An 18,234-nucleotide genomic window follows, 5' to 3' on the forward strand; every position below is an offset into this window, starting at 1 on the left:
TGCGGGGTTTTTCATGGGTGCATGTAGAGAGTGTTGCGGGAGATGCCGAAGCTCCCTGGCGCGTTATTTCCCCAAGGGATAACGATCGGGGTGTTGTATTGGGCGCCGTCTCCCGCACGGAGTGCCAAAAGGCGTCACTGGAAGTTTGCCGGCGGCGCGCCCCGGTCCTGGTTCGGGGGAGACCGGAAAGCGCAACCGAACGTTTAAAGCGTAGATCGCAATCCGCTGGGAGTTGCGCTTTCCTACCCACGGATTTTTCCGATAAACCCAAGTCTTCCAAGCACTTCGGAATAACGTGTGAGCAAAAAACACGGGCCACCCGAAGGTGGCCCGTGGTTCGACAATCGCCGGATACTACCGGCCGACAAGACGGCGTCAGGCGGTGGCTGTCGAACCCTTCTGCCAGTCGGTCGCGTTGGACTCCATGGCTTCCTGGATCGCGCGCTTGCGACGTTCCTCGGCCTGACGGGTGAAGTACCAGGCGAAGAAGGTGAACAGCGAAACGGTCAGCAGGATCAGGCTGGCGACGGCGTTGATCTCCGGCTTCACGCCCAGGCGCACGGCGGAGAACACTTCCATCGGCAGGGTGGTGGAGCCAGGACCGGAGACGAAGCTGGCCAGTACCAGATCATCCAGCGACAGGGCGAAGGACATCATGCCGCCCGCCGCCAGCGACGGGGCGATCATCGGGATGGTGATCAGCATGAACACTTTCCAGGGCTTGGCGCCCAGGTCCATGGCCGCTTCCTCGATGGACAGGTCCAGTTCGCGCAGGCGTGCCGACACCACCACCGCTACGTAGGACGAGCAGAAGCTGGTGTGGGCGATCCAGATGGTCACGATGCCGCGTTCCTGCGGCCAGCCGATCAGCTGGGCCATGGCGACGAACAGCAGCAGCAGCGACAGACCGGTGATGACCTCGGGCATGACCAGCGGCGCGGTCACCATGCCGCCGAACAGCGTACGGCCACGGAAGCGCGGGATGCGGGTCAGCACGAAGGCGGCCAGGGTACCCAGGGCTACCGAGGAGATCGCGGTGTAGCAGGCGATCTCCAGCGAGCGGAACACCGAGCCAACGAGCTGCTGGTTGTCCAGCAGGCCGACGTACCACTTCACCGACCAGCCGCCCCACACGGTCACCAGTTTGGAGCCGTTGAAGGAGTAGATGACCAGGATGATCATCGGCACGTAGATGAAGAGCAGGCCCAACACCAGCATGATGTTGGAGAACGACCAACGCTTGTTCATACCTTGCCCTCCAGCTCTTTAGCCAGGCTCGTGGGTAAAGAGTCTGTTAAAGAGAATGATGGGCAGATTGCCTTGAAGAAACTCATACCTTGCCCTCCAGCTCTTTAGCCTGGTTCTTGTTAAAGAGAATGATGGGGATGATCAGGATGGCCAGCATCACCACGGCAAGGGCAGACGCCACCGGCCAGTCACGGTTGTTGAAGAACTCCTGCCACAGCACCTTGCCGATCATCAGCGTCTCGGGGCCGCCGAGCAGTTCCGGAATCACGAACTCGCCCACCGCCGGGATGAACACCAGCATGCAGCCGGCGATGATGCCGTTCTTGGACAGCGGGACGGTGATCTTCCAGAAGCTGGTGAAGCTGCGCGCGCCGAGGTCGGACGCGGCTTCGAGCAGGCTCATGTCGTGCTTCACCAGGTTGGCGTAGAGCGGCATGACCATGAAGGGCAGGTACGAGTAGACGATGCCGATGTACACCGCGAAGTTGGTGTTCAGGATCGTCAGCGGCTCGTTGATGATACCCAGCCACATCAGGAAGCTGTTGAGCAGGCCGTTGTTGGACAGGATGCCCATCCAGGCGTACACGCGGATCAGGATCGCCGTCCAGGTCGGCATCATGATCAGCAGCAGCAGGACGGTCTGCATTTCCTTGCTGGCGCGGGCGATGGCGTAGGCCATCGGATAACCGATCACAAGGCAGAGGAATGTGCTGATCGCCGCCATCTTCAGCGAGCCCAGGTAGGCGTCGATGTAGAGCGGGTCGTCCGTCAGCATCAGGTAGTTGCCCAGGTTCATCACGACCTGGAGGGTCTGGTCGGCGTACTGGAACACTTCGGTGTACGGCGGAATGGCCACGTCTGCGGCTGCCAGACTGATCTTCAGCACGATGGCGAAGGGCAGCAGGAAGAACAGGAACAGCCAGAAGAACGGCACACCGATCACGGCATGCCGGCCGTTCGGCAGGCGTTTCATGAGCGATTTGCTGATGTTCATGATTGCAGTACCACACCGCTGTCGTCGTACCAGCTGATGTAAACCGGCTGGTCCCAGGTCGGACGCGCCACGTGGCGCTCGGCGTTGGCCATGAAGGCCTGGACGATGAAGCCCGAAGCCAGCTTGATGTAGTACACCGAGTGGCCGCCCAGGTAGGCGATGTCATGCACGGTGCCCTGGGCAACGTTGAAGCCTTCGTGCTCAAGGTCGGCGGGCTTCTGCGCGCTGACCATGACCTTTTCCGGGCGCAGCGCGTAGGTGATGCGCTTGTTCTCGGCACGGGTGCTGATGCCGTGGCCGATGTAGATCGGGTTTTCCAGCTGCGGGCAGGCGATCACCGCGTGGTCCTGCAGGTCTTCGACGATCTCGCCGTCGAACAGGTTGACGTTGCCGATAAACTCGCAGATCAGGCGGCTGGCCGGCGTCTCGTAGATGTCCATCGGGCTGCCGATCTGCTCGATGCAACCCAGGTGCATGATGGCGATGCGCTGGGCCATGGTCATGGCCTCTTCCTGGTCGTGGGTCACCATCACGCAGGTCACGCCTACGCGCTCGATGATCTCCACCAGTTCCAGCTGCATTTGCGAACGCAGCTTCTTGTCCAGCGCGCCCATGGGCTCGTCGAGCAGCAGCAGCTTCGGACGCTTGGCCAGGGAACGGGCCAGGGCCACGCGCTGGCGCTGGCCACCGGAGAGCTGGTGCGGCTTGCGCTTGGCGTACTGGGTCATCTGTACGAGCTTGAGCATCTCGTCGACGATCTTGTCGATCTCTGCCTTGGGCAGGCCGTCCTGCTTGAGGCCGAAAGCGATGTTCTGCGCCACGCTCATGTGGGGGAACAGGGCGTACGACTGGAACATCATGTTGATCGGCCGCTCATAGGGCGGCAGGTCGGTAATGTCCTGGCCATCGAGGAAGATGCGACCTTCAGTGGGACGCTCGAAACCAGCCAGCATGCGAAGCAGGGTCGACTTGCCCGAACCCGAACCACCCAGCAGGGCGAAGATCTCGCCCTTCTTGATGTCCAGGGTCACGCTGTCCACAGCCAGCGTTTCGTCGAACTGCTTGCTGACCCGGTCGATTTTTACCAGAACCTCTTTCGGTTTCTGGTCGCCACTCAAGGCTTTCTTGTAGGCACCGGAGGCTATTGCCATTACCACAACTCCCAAATCATAGAGGCCCGGCCCCCGCGGCCGGGCATGCTTGGTATTACTCAGGGCTGGCGCAGTTTACGTGCGTCGGAAAACCTTTCGAGGGGCTCTCCGACGCTCCGTGCCCGCGCGGACGGATTGGGGGAAATCCGCCTTACTTGCCTGACTTGATCTTGGTCCAGGAACGGGTCATGAGGCGCAGGGTCTTCGGCGGCAGCTCATGCTGCACGAAGAGTTTGTCGAGAACCTCCTGGGATGGGTACACCTCAGGATTGTTGCGCACGGACTCATCCATGAATTCGCCAGCCTTGGGGTTCGGGTTGGCGTAACCGACGTAATCGCTGACCTTGGCGATCACTTCGGGTTTGAGCAGGTAGTTGATGAACGCATGGGCTGCCTTCGGGTTGGAGGCATCCTTCGGAATGGCGAGGATGTCGAACCAGAGGTTGGCGCCTTCCTTGGGAATGGCGTAGGCGATGTTCACGCCCTTGCCGGCTTCCTTGGCGCGGTTGGCGGCCTGGAATACGTCACCGGAGAAACCGGCCGCCACGCAGATGTTGCCGTTGGCCAGGTCGGAAATGTACTTGGAGGAATGGAAGTAGGTGACGTATGGGCGCACCGCCATCAGCTTCTCTTCCACCTTCTTGTAGTCGTCCGGATTGGTGCTATTGGGGTCCAACCCCAGGTACTTGAGCACAGCCGGCATCATCTCGTCGCCCGAATCGAGGAAGGCGACGCCGCACTGGCTGAGCTTCTTCATGTTCTCGGGCTCGAACAGCACAGCCCACGAATCGATCTTGTCGACACCCAGCACGGCCTTGACCTTGTCGACGTTGTAGCCGATGCCGTTGGTGCCCCACAGGTACGGCACGCCGTACTCGTTGCCCGGGTCGTTGGCCTCGAGCTGTTTCATCAGGTGCGGGTCGAGGTTCGACCAGTTCGGCAGCTGGCTCTTGTCCAGCTTCTGGAACGCACCGGCCTTGATCTGGCGACCGAGGAAGTGGTTGGACGGCACGACCACGTCATAACCGGTGCGACCGGCCAGGAGCTTGCCTTCCAGGGTTTCGTTGGAGTCGAAGACGTCGTACACCGGCTTGATACCGGTTTCCTTCTCGAAATCGGCGAGGGTGGTTTCACCGATGTAGTCCGACCAGTTGTAGATGTGGACGGTCTCTTGCGCCTGCACCTGCGAAGTCAGGCCGAGGACGGAGACTGCAGCGATCAGGGTTCTGCGGAAGGGAATGCGCACACGTGAGTCCTCTCGTTGTTTTTTACTACTTCTGTCGGTTGCTGCCGGGGTTTCGACGGCCGGTCCGTGGATAGCGCCGAACCCTTCATCAGCACGAGAGCGCCAGGGCCTGCGCAGCCATTCCACCGATGGAAGCTGTTTGTTGCTGCCGGTAGCGGCGAGGAAGGGCACTCCCCCGCCGCGGTCCCGGACCATCCGCTGCCGCGTCAGGCGGCAGCGACTACCCGATTACTTGCCGGACTTGATGGTGGTCCAGCTGCGGGTCATCAGACGCTGGGTCTTCGCCGGCAGATCCGGGAAGGCGTACAGCTTCTTCATGGTTTCCGGAGTCGGATACACGCCCGGGTCGTTGCGGATCGCCTCGTTCACCATCGGGGTGGCCGCGGCGTTGCCGTTCGGGAACTGCACGACGTTGGTGATCTCGGACATGACAGCCGGCTCGAGCAGGAAGTTGATCCACTTCAGCGCAGCTTCCTGGTTCTCGGCATCCTTCGGAATGGCAACGGTGTCGAAGAACGCGCCAGCACCTTCCTTCGGAATGTTGTACTTCACAGTGACCTTGTTCTTGGCTTCTTCAGCGCGGGACTTGGCCTGGTACACGTCACCCGAGTAACCGATGGCCACGCAGATGTTGCCGTTGGCGATATCGGAAATGTACTTGGAGGAGTGGAAGTAGGAGATGTACGGACGAATCTTCAGGAACAGTGCCTCGGCTTCCTTGAGCTCTTTGGGGTCCTGACTATCGGGCTTGTAGCCCAGGTAGTGCAGGGCTGCCGGGATCATTTCGGTCGGCGAGTCGAGGAAGCTCACGCCGCAGGCCTTCAGCTTCTGAATGTTTTCCGGCTTGAACACCAGGTCCCAGGAGTCCACCGGGGCGTTGTCGCCCAGCGCGGCCTTGACCTTGTCCGGGTTGTAGCCGATGCCGATGGTGCCCCACATGTAGGGGATCGCGTACTGGTTGCCCGGGTCGCTGATCTCCAGGGTCTTCATGATGTCCGGATTCAGGTTCTTCCAGTTCGGCAGCTTGGACTTGTCCAGCGGCACATACACACCCGCCTTGATCTGCTTGGCCAGGAAGGAGTTGGACGGCACCACGATGTCGTAGCCCGACTTGCCGGCCAGCAGCTTGGCTTCCAGCACTTCGTTGCTGTCGTAGACGTCGTAGACGACCTTGATACCGGTTTCCTTGGTGAACTTGTCGACCGTGTCCGGCGCGATGTAGTCCGACCAGTTGTAGACGTGCAGCACCTTGTCATCAGCCTGCGCCATACCAGCCACAGCGCCTGCCAGCGTTACAGCGAGCAGGGATTTGCCGAAGGTCTTGAACATGCGGGTAGCTCCGTTTGTTTTTTTGATGTTCCGGGTGGCGTGGACATCTCCTTCCGTCACCACCCGGTGAGCCTGGCCAACGCACAGGCGCAGTCTGTCAAAGGTCTGGTGAAAGACTCAAGACAGAACGGCTGCGGCGGTTTGATCGAGGCACTTGCGCGCCAGGGTGATCAGGTCATCGATCTGCGATTTCTCGATCACCAGCGGCGGCGAGATAATCATAGTGTCTCCCACCGCGCGCATGATCAGACCGTTGCGGAAGCAGTGCTCGCGGCACAGCATCCCGACACCCTTGCCTTCGAAGCGCTCGCGGGTCTTCTTGTTCTTCACCAGCTCCAGTGCTGCCACCAGGCCTACCCCGCGGGCTTCGCCTACCAGGGGATGGTCGGCCAGCTCTTGCCAGCGTTGTTGCAAATACGGTGCCGTTTCGCTCTTCACTCGCTCGACGATCTTCTCTTCGCGCAGGATGCGGATGTTCTCCAGCGCCACCGCAGCGGCTACCGGGTGACCAGAGTAAGTGAAGCCGTGGTAGAACTCGCCACCCTCATTCAGGGTATGGACGATCTCGTCGCGAACGATCACACCGCCCATGGGGATGTAACCGCTGGTCAGGCCCTTGGCGATCGGCATCAGGTCCGGGGCGTTGCCGAAGTACTGGCTGCCGAACCATTCGCCGGTACGGCCGAAACCACAGATCACTTCGTCAGCGATGAACAGGATGTCGTACTTGGCGAGGATCTCGCGGATCTTCGGCCAGTAGGTTTTCGGCGGAACGATCACGCCACCCGCGCCCTGCAGGGGCTCGGCGATGAAGGCGGCGACCTTGTCTTCGCCGACTTCGAGAATCTTCTTCTCCAGCTGCTCGGCAGCCCAGACGCCGAACTCTTCCGGGTCCATGTCGCCGCCTTCGCCGAACCAGTAAGGCTGGGCGATGTGCTCGATACCCGGGATCGGCAGGTCACCCTGCTCGTGCAGCGCCTTCATGCCGCCCAGGCTGACGCCGGCGACGGTGGAGCCGTGGTAGCCGTTCCAGCGGCCGATGACCACCTTCTTCTGCGGCTGACCCTTGATCGACCAGTAGTGGCGGACCATGCGCAGCACGGTGTCGTTGGACTCCGAACCCGAGCCGGTGAAGAACACGTGGTTCATGCCTTCGGGAGCGATGTCGGCGATGGCCTTGGACAGCTCCAGTACCGGCGGGTGTGCGGTCTGGAAGAACAGGTTGTAGTAGGGCAGTTCCTGCATCTGCTTGTAGGCGGCTTCAGCAAGTTCCTTGCGACCGTAACCGACGTTCACGCACCACAGGCCAGCCATGCCGTCGAGGATCTTGTTGCCCTCGCTGTCCCACAGGTACACGCCTTCGGCCTTGGTGATGATGCGCGCACCCTTCTCGTTCAGCTGCTTGTAGTCGGTGAACGGAGCCAGGTGGTGATCGCGGCTGAGCGCCTGCCAGTGTTGGGTGTTGGCGCTGGTCTGGTTAGTCATCTTGATAAAACCTCTTCTCTAAGAAACACGGGGCCCGGCCACGCGCCGGACCCCACGCCGATCAGACAGAAAGCAGGAGGAACTCGCGCTCCCAGGAACTGATTACTCGCTTGAAGTTCTCGTGCTCGGCGCGCTTCACCGCGACATAGCCTCGAATGAACTTGTCACCCAGGTATTTCTCCAGGGTCTTGCTACCTTCCATGCACTCCAGTGCAGCCTCGATGGTCAGCGGCAGGCGCAGGTTACGCCGTTCATAGCCGCGGCCCTTGACCTGCGCACTGGGTTTGAGGCCTTCGACCATGCCGATGTAGCCGCACAGCAGGCTGGCGGCGAGGGCCAGGTAGGGGTTGGCATCGGCGCCGGCCAGGCGGTTTTCCACGCGCCGGTTGTCCGGGGTGGAATCCGGTACGCGCAGGCCCACGGTGCGGTTCTCTTCGCCCCATTCCACGTTCACCGGCGCCGAGGTGTCGGGCAGGAAGCGGCGGAACGAGTTGACGTTCGGCGCGAACAGCGGCAGCGCCTCGGGAATCAGCTTCTGCAGGCCGCCGATGTGATGCAGGAACAGCTCGCTCATGCTGCCGTCGGCGTTGGAGAAGATGTTCTTGCCGGTCTTGATGTCGACGATGCTCTGGTGCAGGTGCATGGCACTGCCCGGCTCGCCGGTCATCGGCTTGGCCATGAAGGTCGCGGCCACGTTGTGCTTGAGAGCGGCCTCGCGCATGGTGCGCTTGAACACCACGATCTGGTCGGCCAGGTCCAGGGCATCGCCGTGACGGAAGTTGATCTCCATCTGCGCGGTGCCTTCTTCATGGATCAGGGTGTCCAGATCCAGGCCCTGCAGTTCGCACCAGTCGTACATGTCCTCGAACAGCGGGTCGAATTCGTTCGCCGCGTCGATGGAGAAGGACTGGCGACCGGTCTCCTGGCGGCCGGAACGGCCCACCGGAGCCTGCAGCGGGTAGTCGGGGTCGTCGCTGCGCTTGGTCAGGTAGAACTCCATCTCCGGAGCCACGATCGGCCTCCAGCCCTTTTCGGCGTATAGCTGGAGGACGCGCTTGAGGACGTTGCGCGGCGACAGCTCGATGGGGTTGCCCAGCTTGTCGTAGGTATCGTGGATGACCATCGCGGTCGGCTCAATGGCCCAGGGGACGAGGAACACGGCATTCTCGTCCGGGCGGCAGACCATATCGATGTCGGCCGGGTCCAGCAGGTCGTAATAGATGTCATCCTCGACGTAGTCGCCGGTCACGGTCTGCAGGAGAACGCTCTCCGGCAGGCGCATGCCCTTCTCGTTGAGGAATTTCGCAGTCGGCGCGATCTTGCCCCGGGCGATCCCGGTCAGGTCGGCGATCATGCATTCCACTTCAGTGATCTTGCGTTCCTTCAACCAGCCACTGAGCTGGTCTAGCTTGCTAGTCATAAAGACCTCAGGGTTTGAGAGCCCGGCCCCAACGCCGGACTCAGCGGTTCCCCGCCCTCTTGCTGCAGGCTTTGCCGAATGCCTGGAAGATAGCGAGATAGTTGGGGTTCGTTTCGACCTGCCATTCCGGGTGCCACTGCACCCCGACGGCGAAGGCCGCACCTTCGACGGAGAAGGCTTCAACCAACCCGTCAGGCGCCAGAGCTTCTACACGAAGGCCGGGCGCCAGACGATCAACGCCCTGGCCGTGAATAGAATTGACCTGGAACTGCGAGGGTAGCCCGATACCGGCGAATACGCCGCCCGGCTGCACGTCGACGACATGCCGCAGACCATATTGGATTTCGATCGGCTCACCGGCAGGTTCGCGGTGGTCCATGAAGCCCTCGACTTCGTGCACCTTCTGGTGCAACGAACCGCCGAAGGCGACATTCATTTCCTGGAAGCCACGGCAGATGCCCAGCACCGGAATCCCGGCCGCGACGGCGCGGCGAATCAGCGGCAGCGTCGTGCTGTCGCGCTCGGGATCATGGGGGGTGCCTGCAACGCTGGCGGAGCCACTATAATGATGGGGTTCGACGTTCGACGCCGAGCCTGTGAAGAGCAGGCCGTCGAACGCGGCCAACATGCCTTCCTGGTCGATGGCATCGCCCAGGGAGGGAATGATCAAAGGAATGCCCGAGGCCCCGGAGATCAGCGCTCTGAGGTATTTGTCGCCAGCAACATGGTAGGGTTTGGAACCGATCTGCTTGAGGCAGGCGGACACGCCGATTAACGGCAGGCGAGACATGGGACACCCGTGTTTGTAAGTGTTATGGGCTTGAGGCCGAGCTTAGCCTTGTTCATTTTTTTACACAATAGTCATGTAAAAAATCAAACACGCCCCACTGAACAGCCCGCCAGCAAAGGCTCTCCGCGGATCAAAAGCGGCTCGAAACGCCCCAAAAACGGCCCATCAGGACTGATGCGCCCCACTTTGGTGCGACATTGACAACCCTTGCCAATTCGGATTGACTCACACCTCAGCTTTCGAATGATTGAAATTTTTAACAATAAAGGTGTGACATCATGTCGGTACCCCAGAGTGCCGTGTCGCTCGAAGAAGCGAGTGAGTTCCTGAAGGAACACCCCGAGGTCCAGTTCGTCGACCTCCTTATTGCAGACATGAATGGTGTGGTCCGCGGCAAGCGCATCGAACGCACCAACCTGCCCAAAGTCTATGAGAAGGGCATCAACCTCCCCGCCTCTCTCTTCGCTCTCGACATCACCGGCTCCACCGTGGAAAGCACCGGCCTCGGCCTGGACATTGGCGACGCGGACCGCGTCTGTTTCCCGATCCCCAATACCCTCTCCATGGAGCCCTGGCAGAAGCGCCCGACCGCGCAGCTGCTGATGACCATGCACGAGATGGAAGAACGCACGCCGTTCTTCGCCGACCCGCGTGAAGTACTGCGCCAGGTGGTACAGAAGTTCACCGACATCGGCCTGACCATCGTCGCGGCCTTCGAGCTCGAGTTCTACCTGATCGACCAGGAGAACGTGAACGGCCGGCCGCAGCCGCCGCGCTCGCCGATCTCCGGCAAGCGCCCGCAATCGGTCCAGGTCTACTCCATCGACGACCTCGACGAATACGCTGATTGCCTCCAGGACATCATCGACGGCGCCCGCGCCCAGGGCATCCCCGCCGACGCCATCGTCAAGGAAAGCGCACCGGCCCAGTTCGAAGTCAACATGCACCACGTTGACGACGCTCTGAAGGCCTGCGACTACGCAGTCCTGCTCAAGCGCCTGATCAAGAACGTCGCCTACGACCACGAGATGGACTCGACCTTCATGGCCAAGCCCTACCCGGGTCAGGCTGGCAACGGTCTGCACGTCCACGTCTCGCTGCTCGACAAGGACGGCAAGAACATCTTCACCAGCGAGGATCCCGAGCAGAACGCCGCATTGCGCCACGCGATCGGCGGTGTGCTCGAGACCCTGCCGGCGTCGATGGCGTTCCTCTGCCCGAACGTCAACTCGTACCGCCGTTTCGGTTCGGCCTTCTTCGTGCCGAACGCGCCGAGCTGGGGCCTGGACAACCGTACCGTCGCCCTGCGCGTGCCGACCGGAGCACCGGAAGCGGTGCGCCTGGAACACCGCGTCGCCGGTGCCGACGCCAACCCGTACCTGCTGCTCTCGGCTGTACTGGCTGGCGTCCACCACGGCCTGACCAACAAGGTCGAGCCGGGCGCGCCGATCGAAGGCAACGCCTACGAGCAGCTGGAACAGAGCCTGCCGAACAACTTGCGCGATGCCCTGCGCGAGCTGGACGACAGCGACGTGATGAACAAGTACATCAGCCCCGAGTACATCGACATCTTCGTCGCGTGCAAGGAGCATGAGATGCAGGAGTTCGAGTATTCGATTTCCGATCTCGAGTACAACTGGTACTTGCACACCGTATAAGTGGTAAACGAAACGCCGGCCCTCGTGCCGGCGTTTCCTTGTGCCTCTGGCACACCCGGGGAACTGCGACATCGCAACGGCGAGGAGGGGCGCCAGGGCGAGTCACATCCGTCGTTCCTTCCTGCTCGCGATGTCTCCATCCGCCCGCCCGGGCGCCATCGCGTCTGTCGTGTCTTTGCTGTCGCGCTATCGAGCGGCGAATGCCGCATCCGCTGATTACGTGGTTCATTCAGGGAGATCGCCAATGCCACGCCTGTACGCCGTGATTCTGATGCTGTTGTGCCCGCTGTCTGCCTGGGCCGAGCAGGTCATCCATGTCTACAACTGGAACGACTACATCGCCCCCGAAGTGCTCAAGGACTTCGAGAAGGACACCGGCATCCGTGTCGACTACAAAACCTACAGCACCGCCGAAGAGGTCAAGAAGGCCCTGGAGAGCGGTGAGAAGATCGACGTCGCCGTGCCTTCGCACAACGACCTGCCGGCGCTGATCCGCGACAAGCGCATCCAGGCATTGGATTTCTCCAAGCTGCCCAACCGCAGCCACCTCGACACCCAGTTGCTGAGCAAGCTGGCCGCCGTCGACCCCAACAACCAGCACGCCATCCCTTATCTGTGGGGTGCCGTGGGCCTGGCAATCAACGAACCCGAAGCGGAGAAGGCCTACGGCGGCAAGCTGCCCGACAGCTGGAGCGTGATGTTCGACCCGCAGCAGAGCCAGCGCCTGAAGGCCTGCGGCATGAGCCTGCTGGACGCTCCGGACGAGGCCTTCTCGGTGCTGATGAACTACCAGGGCCGCAACTTCGCCCGCAGCGCGCCGTCGCAGATCCGCCGTGCCGGCGAAGTGCTCGCACAGCTGCGCCCGAACCTGCGCTACATCGACAGCGAGCGCTACATCCAGGACCTCAACGCCGGCAAGCTGTGCGTCGCCATGGCCTGGGTCGGCGATGCCCTGGGCGCCGCCAACGCCGGCCAGCCGGTGCGCTTCGTGGTGCCGCAGGAAGGCTCGGTGCTGTTCATCGACAACCTGGTGATCCCCAGCGCCTCCGAGCATCCGGACCTGGCCCTGAAGTTCATCGACTACCTGATGCAACCCAAGGTCGCCGCGCAGATCACCGCCGCCACCCTCTACCCCAACGGCAACAAGGACTCCGCGCAGTTCCTCGATGCCGCCCTGCGCGACCAGCCGGGCCTGTACCCGGACCAGGAAACCAAGCGCCGCCTGTTTGCCCTGGAAACCGCACCGGAGAAGACCGCCCCGGTGATCACCGAAGTCTGGGCCAAGCTGCGCGACGGCGGCAGCTGACTTGCCGAGCGCACCGGAGCTGGCGTCCAATAGCCGCCCAGCTCCGGAGACAGCCATGCCCGCTCCCACCCGCAAACCTCGCGCCAGCAGCCAGGCAAGAATCGCCGTGATCCTCGACGCGGCCCGCGCCCTGCTGGCCGAAAGCGGCGCAGCGGGGCTATCGATCTACGCGGTGGCCGAACGCGCGGACATTCCTCCCTCTTCCGTCTATCACTTTTTCCCCAGCGTCCCGGCGTTGCTGCAAGGCCTGACCAATGACGTCCACGCCGCCTTCCGCGCCTGCCTGGAACAGCCCGTCGATCACGCTGCCCTACGCGACTGGCGCGACCTCGCACGACTGGTCGAACAACGCACCCTGGCCGTGTACGCCGAAGACGCCGCCGCACGCCAGCTGATCCTCGCCAGCCACGGCCTTGCCGAAGTCACCCAGGCCGACAGCCAGCATGACGTGCAACTCGGCCAGGCCATGCGCGCCCTGTTCGAGCGGCATTTCGAGCTGCCACCGTTGCCGCAGGATATCGAGGTATTCAGCCTCGCCATCGAACTGGGTGATCGCGTTTACGCCCTCTCCGTGCAGCGTCACGGGCTGATTACCGAACGCCTGGCTGAAGAAGGCATGCGGGTGATCGATGCCTACCTCTCGCTGTACCTGCCGCCCTGCCTGCCGAAGCGCCCCTCACCCCTTAAATAAATCGATTTATATCCGATTAAAATCCGGATATACGGGCATTTCCTGAGAATAATTCACTTCATAAATCGATTTTTATCGGATATAAAATCAGAAACTGCCCGCGGCGACCTATACTGGCCGCTCGTGACGCACTCTCGAATGACACAACCCAAAGCGCAGGATGGGGCGACGCGCATAGCGCCGTACGTCCCCAACTGAGCAGCCCCCAGGATCGCCCCATGACTACGTTGACCAGCACTCCCCGCGCCGATGGCTTCCGCATGCCGGCGGAATGGGAACCCCACACCCAGACCTGGATGGTCTGGCCCGAGCGGCCGGACAACTGGCGCCTGGGCGGCAAGCCGGCGCAGGCCGCCTTCAGCGCCGTGGCCCGCGCCATCGCCCGCTTCGAGCCGGTGACCATCGGCGTTTCCGCCGGCCAGTACGAAAACGCCCGCGCCCAGCTGGCCGACGCGGCCAACATCCGCGTGGTGGAAATCAGCAACGACGACGCCTGGGTGCGCGACACCGGCCCGACCTTCGTCACCAATAACGACGGCGAAGTACGCGGCGTGGACTGGACCTTCAATGCCTGGGGCGGCCTGGAAGGCGGCCTGTACTTCCCGTGGCACCGCGACGACCAGGTGGCGAGCAAGATCCTCGGCATCGAGCGTTGCGACGGCTACCGCACCGAAGGCTTCGTGCTGGAAGGCGGCTCGATCCATGTGGACGGCGAAGGCACGGTGATCACCACCGAGGAATGCCTGCTCAACCACAACCGCAACCCGCACATGAGCCGCGAAGAGATAGAGGCCGTGCTGCGCGAGCACCTGGCCATCGACAGCGTGATCTGGCTGCCGGACGGCCTGTTCAACGACGAGACCGACGGCCACGTCGACAACTTCTGCTGCTACGTGCGCCCCGCCGAAGTCCTGCTGGCCTGGACCGACGATCAGAACGACCCGAACTACGAGCGCTGCCAGGCCGCCATGCGCGTGCTGGAAACCGCCCGCGACGCCAAGGGCCGCCAGCTCACCGTGCACAAGATGGTCATCCCCGGCCCGATCCACGCGACCGAAGCCGAGTGCGAAGGCATCGACCTGGTGATCGGCACCCAGCCGCGCGATCCGTCGATCCGCCTGGCCGGCTCCTACGTCAACTTCCTGATCGTCAACGGCGGCATCATCGCGCCGCGCTTCGACGATCCGGCGGACGCAGAGGCCGAAGCCACCTTGAAGCGCATCTTCCCCGAACACGAAGTGGTGATGGTGCCGGGCCGCGAGATTCTCCTGGGCGGCGGCAACATCCACTGCATCACCCAGCAGCAGCCGGCGCCGCAGAAGCGCTGATTCGCTGAAGCTGATTTGCTGAAGAAAAGGGCCGTCGCTCCCACCGGAACGACGGCCTTTTCATTGGCAGAGGAATGCCTCTGTAGGAACGAGCTTGCGCGCGAACGACTTCGCGACGGGACTTGTTCGCGAGCAAGCTCGCTCCTGCGAAGAGCCCTCGTGCGCACCCATGAAAAAGCCGCCGGCCTCTTGCGAGGTCGGCGGCTTTTTCGTTATCCCGCGAGAATTACAGCAGCGGGATGGTGTAGCTGACGATCAGGCGGTTTTCGTCCTGGTCGCGCTGGCCGGCAGTACCGCTGCGGGAGTCCGCCGGCAGGCCGCTGCGCAGCGCGGCGTTCTTCCAGGTAAAGCCCAGGCCCTTGAAGGTGCCGTCCGGGATCACGTAGGCGAGGGAGATGTCACGCTCCCACTCGCTTTTGTCGCCGTAACGGGTGTCGATGTTGTCACCATGCAGGTACAGGGTCTGGAAGGTCAGGCCCGGCAGTCCGGCCTGAGCGAAATCGTAGCCGTAGCGAACCTGCCAGGTACGCTCGCCGGCGCGCAGGAACTTGCCGATCTGCACGTCGGTGATCAGGTAGGCGGTAGCGCCATCGCCGTTATTGATGAACGGGAAGTCGCTGTCGCCGCTGAGTTGCTGGTAGCCCGCGCCGAAGCTGTGGCCGCTGACGGTATAGGTGAACAGGCCGCTCCAGGCGCGGTTGTCGACCTCGCCCTTGGTCACGCCGTTGCCGTAGTAGCCGTTGGTGTAATAGGTCTTGTCGTGACCGTTCTTGCCATCGTCGCTGCTGTGGAAGTAGCGCAGGTCGCTCTTCAGCACGCCCGGGCCGATCGCCCAGTTGTGTTGCAGACCCAGGAAGTGCTGCTTGTAGAAGTCCTGCAGGTTGCCGTAGTAGTACTGCAGCGTCAGGTCCTTGGTGACCTTGTAGTCGCCGCCGCCGTAGTAGAACTTGTTGACGAACTGGCCGGTCTGGGCGTTGTTCGCGCCGGCAATCGACAGGCCTTCGTTGTTGCTCGAGTTACGGCCCTTGGCATGTTCCAGCTGGCCGCCGATGAGGGTCAGGTCCTTGAATTCGTTGGAGGTGACCTGGCCACCTTCAAAGGTCTGCGGCAGCAGGCGACCGTCGTTGTAGGTCACCACCGGCAGCTTGGGCAGCAGCGTGCCGTAGCGCAACTCGGTGCTGGAGACCTTCAGCTTGCCGGTGGCGCCCAGGTGGGAGAAGTCATCCACGGCGCGGCCATCACCGTCGGTAGGAAACACGGAGCCCGCATAGGCGGAGCTGCTCGGGTTGTAGTGGGTACCCTTGCCGCTGTCCAGTCGCACGCCCAGCAGGCCCAGCGCGTCGATGCCAAAGCCCACGGTGCCCTCGGTGAAACCGGAGGCGTAGTTGAGCAGGAAGCCCTGGCCCCACTCTTCAGACTTGTTCGGCTGGGTCCCCGTGACGTCGCCGTTGCGGTTGTCGGTGTTGATGTAGAAGTTGCGCAGGGTCAGGCTGGCCTTGCTGTCTTCGATGAACCCAGCGGCGACGGCGGATTGCGCGAGGCCTGCGGCAGCGATGGCGAGCGCGAGGCCCGATTGCGTGAGAGTGCGGCTTTTCATTGGAATTTCCCCATTTTATTGATCTTGGAAACACGCCATTCGCAACAACGACTGGCTCCCCCGGGAGTCCGACCGAATGGCAGGCAGCGGCCGCGGCGTGACGAGCACGACGGGCATGCAGGATTCGTTGGTTGTTTCGACGCCCCGCTAGGCGGGAGCGAAGCGCAGGCAGGCGGACAGGGATACGGCAGAAGATGGGAAGGGCATGGATCGATTCTCGTGTCTTGTTGTTGTGGCGATGCGCTGGGCATTCGCCACCTGACAAGGCAATCCCCAGGCCAACCGGCCTACCCTGTCCGACACTCCCGTCTTTCCGGCCTCCGGCTCGTTCGTCGAGCCACTCCCCAGGGCCGGATCAGCGGAAAACCGCCATCCCACCAACTCTGGCTGGCGGTAAACCGCCACCCTCTTCCGCTCTGTCCGAAACAGCTCGCGGCAGCGCAGGGCAACGATAAAAGAACCGTCATAAATCCAAAAAGAATTAATTATTAATATGTAATTTCTTTATGGAATATATGATACGCCTCTCAGCGGCGGTCGACTGCTCATCGCTGGAGGTACCTCCAAAGGCAACTCCGGCGTAGGAATCCATACACGGTGGAACGCCAGGCAAAAAAAACCCGCCGGCGCTGCAACGCGGGCGGGTTCGGGGCCTTGTGCTAGGGGAAGACCCCAAAGGAGAGCGGCGGAATCGCTTCCGCCAGTAGGAGTGGTGCTGCTCGGCACCGGATGGCGGCGATGATGGCCAGTCGGTGATGAAGAGTCGATTCCAAAGAACCGCCCACAGCCGTAGGAATATTCGTGACTGCTGTGGGCGGAAGCCTGGCATTCCCGCCGGTATCAGGCCTGGGCGTCAGTTGCCCACTGCCGCACTGGTGGCGACGATCGAGGCCGACGGCAGCAGCTGGCTGATGAAGCGGTTCCAGCGAGTGATGTTGGCCGGGCCGATGAACACTACGTCCTGCGGCTGCATGGCGAAGTCCTTGGCCAGGGCGTAGGCGGTCGGACGCTTGGCTTCCAGGTGGAAGACCTGCGCCTGGAAGGTACCCTGCCCCTTGCCATCGGCCTGCTGCGGGTTGCCGCGGATCACGTACACGGAGTCACCATCGGAGGTTTCCGGGGCCAGGCCGCCTGCGTTGCCCAGCACTTCCAGCAGTGACAGGCCGGTGGTGCGGTAGGTCACGACCTGCGGGCGTTCCACCTCGCCGACCACATAGACTTTCTTGCGGTCGTTGTAGGGCAGGTGAACCTGGTCGCCGTTCTTCAGGTAGATGCCGCTGAGCGTCGAGCCGGAGCGGTTCAGCGCGTCGACGTCGATCACGTATTCGCGGCCGTCACGCTTGAGCGTCAGTCCGGACAGGTCCGCCTCGCCGGCAATCACTCCCGCTTTGCTGACCGCCTGCACCAGGGTCGTGGGCGTGTTGTTCAGCTCGACCTGGCCGCCGTTCTGGAAGGCGCCGGAGAACACCACGTGCTGGCTGGCATAGCGCAGCACGGTGACATCCACCTGCGGGTCGACGATGCCCTTGTTCGCCAGCCGGCGGGCCAGGCTCGAACGCAATTGTGCCGGGGTCTGCCCTTCGGCTCGCACCACGCCAGCGTAGGGGAAGAAGATGTTGCCGTCGGCGCCGACCACGCGGCCGTTGGCTTCCATCTGTTGGGTCGAGCCGGGGCTGGTCAGTTCCGGGTGGTCCCAGACGGTCACCAGCAGTACGTCGCCGCCGCCGATCACGTAGTCCTGTTGCGGCGGGCGGTAGTTCAGCAGTTCCGCGGGCACACCGGGCCTGGCGGCGAACGCGGCCTCCTGGCGCTGCAGCACCTGTGGCGTGATAGGCACGAGGGTAATGTTCATCCCCTGCTTCTGCGCCTCGCGCTGGACATCGGAATCCGTCATGTACTGACCGGGGGAGAACACGCAGCCTTGTAGCGCCAGACTGCCGACTACAAAGCTGAAAGCGAGCAGGTTTTTCATGGCAATCCTTCCTTGAAAC

The 18,234-nt window shown here is 62.3% G+C and carries 14 protein-coding genes; 4 read left to right on the top strand and 10 right to left on the bottom strand.

All coding sequences use genetic code 11. The features are described 5' to 3' along the window. Positions 1-375: 375 nt before the first annotated feature. The 8 genes from LDJ84_RS28460 to LDJ84_RS28495 all read right to left on the bottom strand — a co-directional run bounded on the left by LDJ84_RS28460 (position 376) and on the right by LDJ84_RS28495 (position 9,663). A complete protein-coding gene (locus LDJ84_RS28460; RefSeq protein WP_024762146.1) occupies positions 376-1,248 on the bottom strand; it encodes an ABC transporter permease subunit in 873 nt (290 codons plus the stop codon). Between the two features lie 82 nt (positions 1,249-1,330). Beyond that, positions 1,331-2,212 (bottom strand): ABC transporter permease subunit, encoded by an 882-nt coding sequence (locus LDJ84_RS28465; protein ID WP_089285861.1) that lies wholly within the window; start codon positions 2,210-2,212, stop codon positions 1,331-1,333. Between the two features lie 26 nt (positions 2,213-2,238). Beyond that, on the bottom strand, positions 2,239-3,393 hold the full coding sequence (locus LDJ84_RS28470; RefSeq protein WP_024762144.1) for an ABC transporter ATP-binding protein: 1,155 nt from the start codon (positions 3,391-3,393) through the stop codon (positions 2,239-2,241). Positions 3,394-3,544: 151 nt separating this feature from the next. Next, positions 3,545-4,639, bottom strand: coding sequence for a polyamine ABC transporter substrate-binding protein (locus LDJ84_RS28475; RefSeq protein WP_065085314.1), 1,095 nt, complete (start codon positions 4,637-4,639; stop codon positions 3,545-3,547). Between the two features lie 228 nt (positions 4,640-4,867). After that, entirely contained in the window at positions 4,868-5,968 is a 1,101-nt protein-coding gene (locus LDJ84_RS28480; RefSeq protein ID WP_038803551.1) for a polyamine ABC transporter substrate-binding protein, read from the bottom strand. Between the two features lie 117 nt (positions 5,969-6,085). Then, complete coding sequence (locus LDJ84_RS28485; protein WP_024762142.1) at positions 6,086-7,453, bottom strand: aspartate aminotransferase family protein; 1,368 nt, start codon at positions 7,451-7,453, stop codon at positions 6,086-6,088. Positions 7,454-7,514: 61 nt separating this feature from the next. Beyond that, complete coding sequence (locus LDJ84_RS28490) at positions 7,515-8,873, bottom strand: glutamine synthetase family protein (protein ID WP_024762141.1); 1,359 nt, start codon at positions 8,871-8,873, stop codon at positions 7,515-7,517. Positions 8,874-8,913: 40 nt separating this feature from the next. After that, entirely contained in the window at positions 8,914-9,663 is a 750-nt protein-coding gene (locus tag LDJ84_RS28495) for a gamma-glutamyl-gamma-aminobutyrate hydrolase family protein (RefSeq protein WP_169887074.1), read from the bottom strand. Between the two features lie 278 nt (positions 9,664-9,941). Between LDJ84_RS28495 and LDJ84_RS28500 the strand changes: the two genes are divergently transcribed. The 4 genes from LDJ84_RS28500 (at position 9,942) to aguA (ending at position 14,646) form a co-directional block, all read left to right on the top strand. Beyond that, a complete protein-coding gene (locus LDJ84_RS28500; RefSeq protein ID WP_024762139.1) occupies positions 9,942-11,321 on the top strand; it encodes a glutamine synthetase family protein in 1,380 nt (459 codons plus the stop codon). A 244-nt stretch (positions 11,322-11,565) separates the two neighbouring features. Further along, a complete protein-coding gene (locus LDJ84_RS28505) occupies positions 11,566-12,627 on the top strand; it encodes a polyamine ABC transporter substrate-binding protein (RefSeq protein ID WP_065085316.1) in 1,062 nt (353 codons plus the stop codon). 55 nt (positions 12,628-12,682) lie between these two features. After that, on the top strand, positions 12,683-13,318 hold the full coding sequence (locus tag LDJ84_RS28510; protein WP_038803552.1) for a TetR/AcrR family transcriptional regulator: 636 nt from the start codon (positions 12,683-12,685) through the stop codon (positions 13,316-13,318). Between the two features lie 218 nt (positions 13,319-13,536). Next, the gene (aguA, locus tag LDJ84_RS28515) at positions 13,537-14,646 is read left to right on the top strand and encodes an agmatine deiminase (RefSeq protein WP_024762137.1); all 1,110 of its coding nucleotides are present in this window, start codon (positions 13,537-13,539) and stop codon (positions 14,644-14,646) included. Between the two features lie 226 nt (positions 14,647-14,872). Here the strand turns inward: aguA and LDJ84_RS28520 are convergent, their stop codons facing one another. Both LDJ84_RS28520 and LDJ84_RS28525 read right to left on the bottom strand, forming a co-directional pair. Continuing rightward, positions 14,873-16,243, bottom strand: coding sequence for an OprD family porin (locus LDJ84_RS28520; protein WP_038803553.1), 1,371 nt, complete (start codon positions 16,241-16,243; stop codon positions 14,873-14,875). Positions 16,244-17,096: 853 nt separating this feature from the next. Continuing rightward, on the bottom strand, positions 17,097-18,215 hold the full coding sequence (locus tag LDJ84_RS28525; RefSeq protein WP_169887070.1) for a polysaccharide biosynthesis/export family protein: 1,119 nt from the start codon (positions 18,213-18,215) through the stop codon (positions 17,097-17,099). Between the last annotated feature and the right edge of the window lie 19 nt (positions 18,216-18,234).

This window comes from Pseudomonas sp. HS-18, assembly GCF_020401845.1.
Lineage (GTDB): Bacteria > Pseudomonadota > Gammaproteobacteria > Pseudomonadales > Pseudomonadaceae > Pseudomonas > Pseudomonas nitroreducens.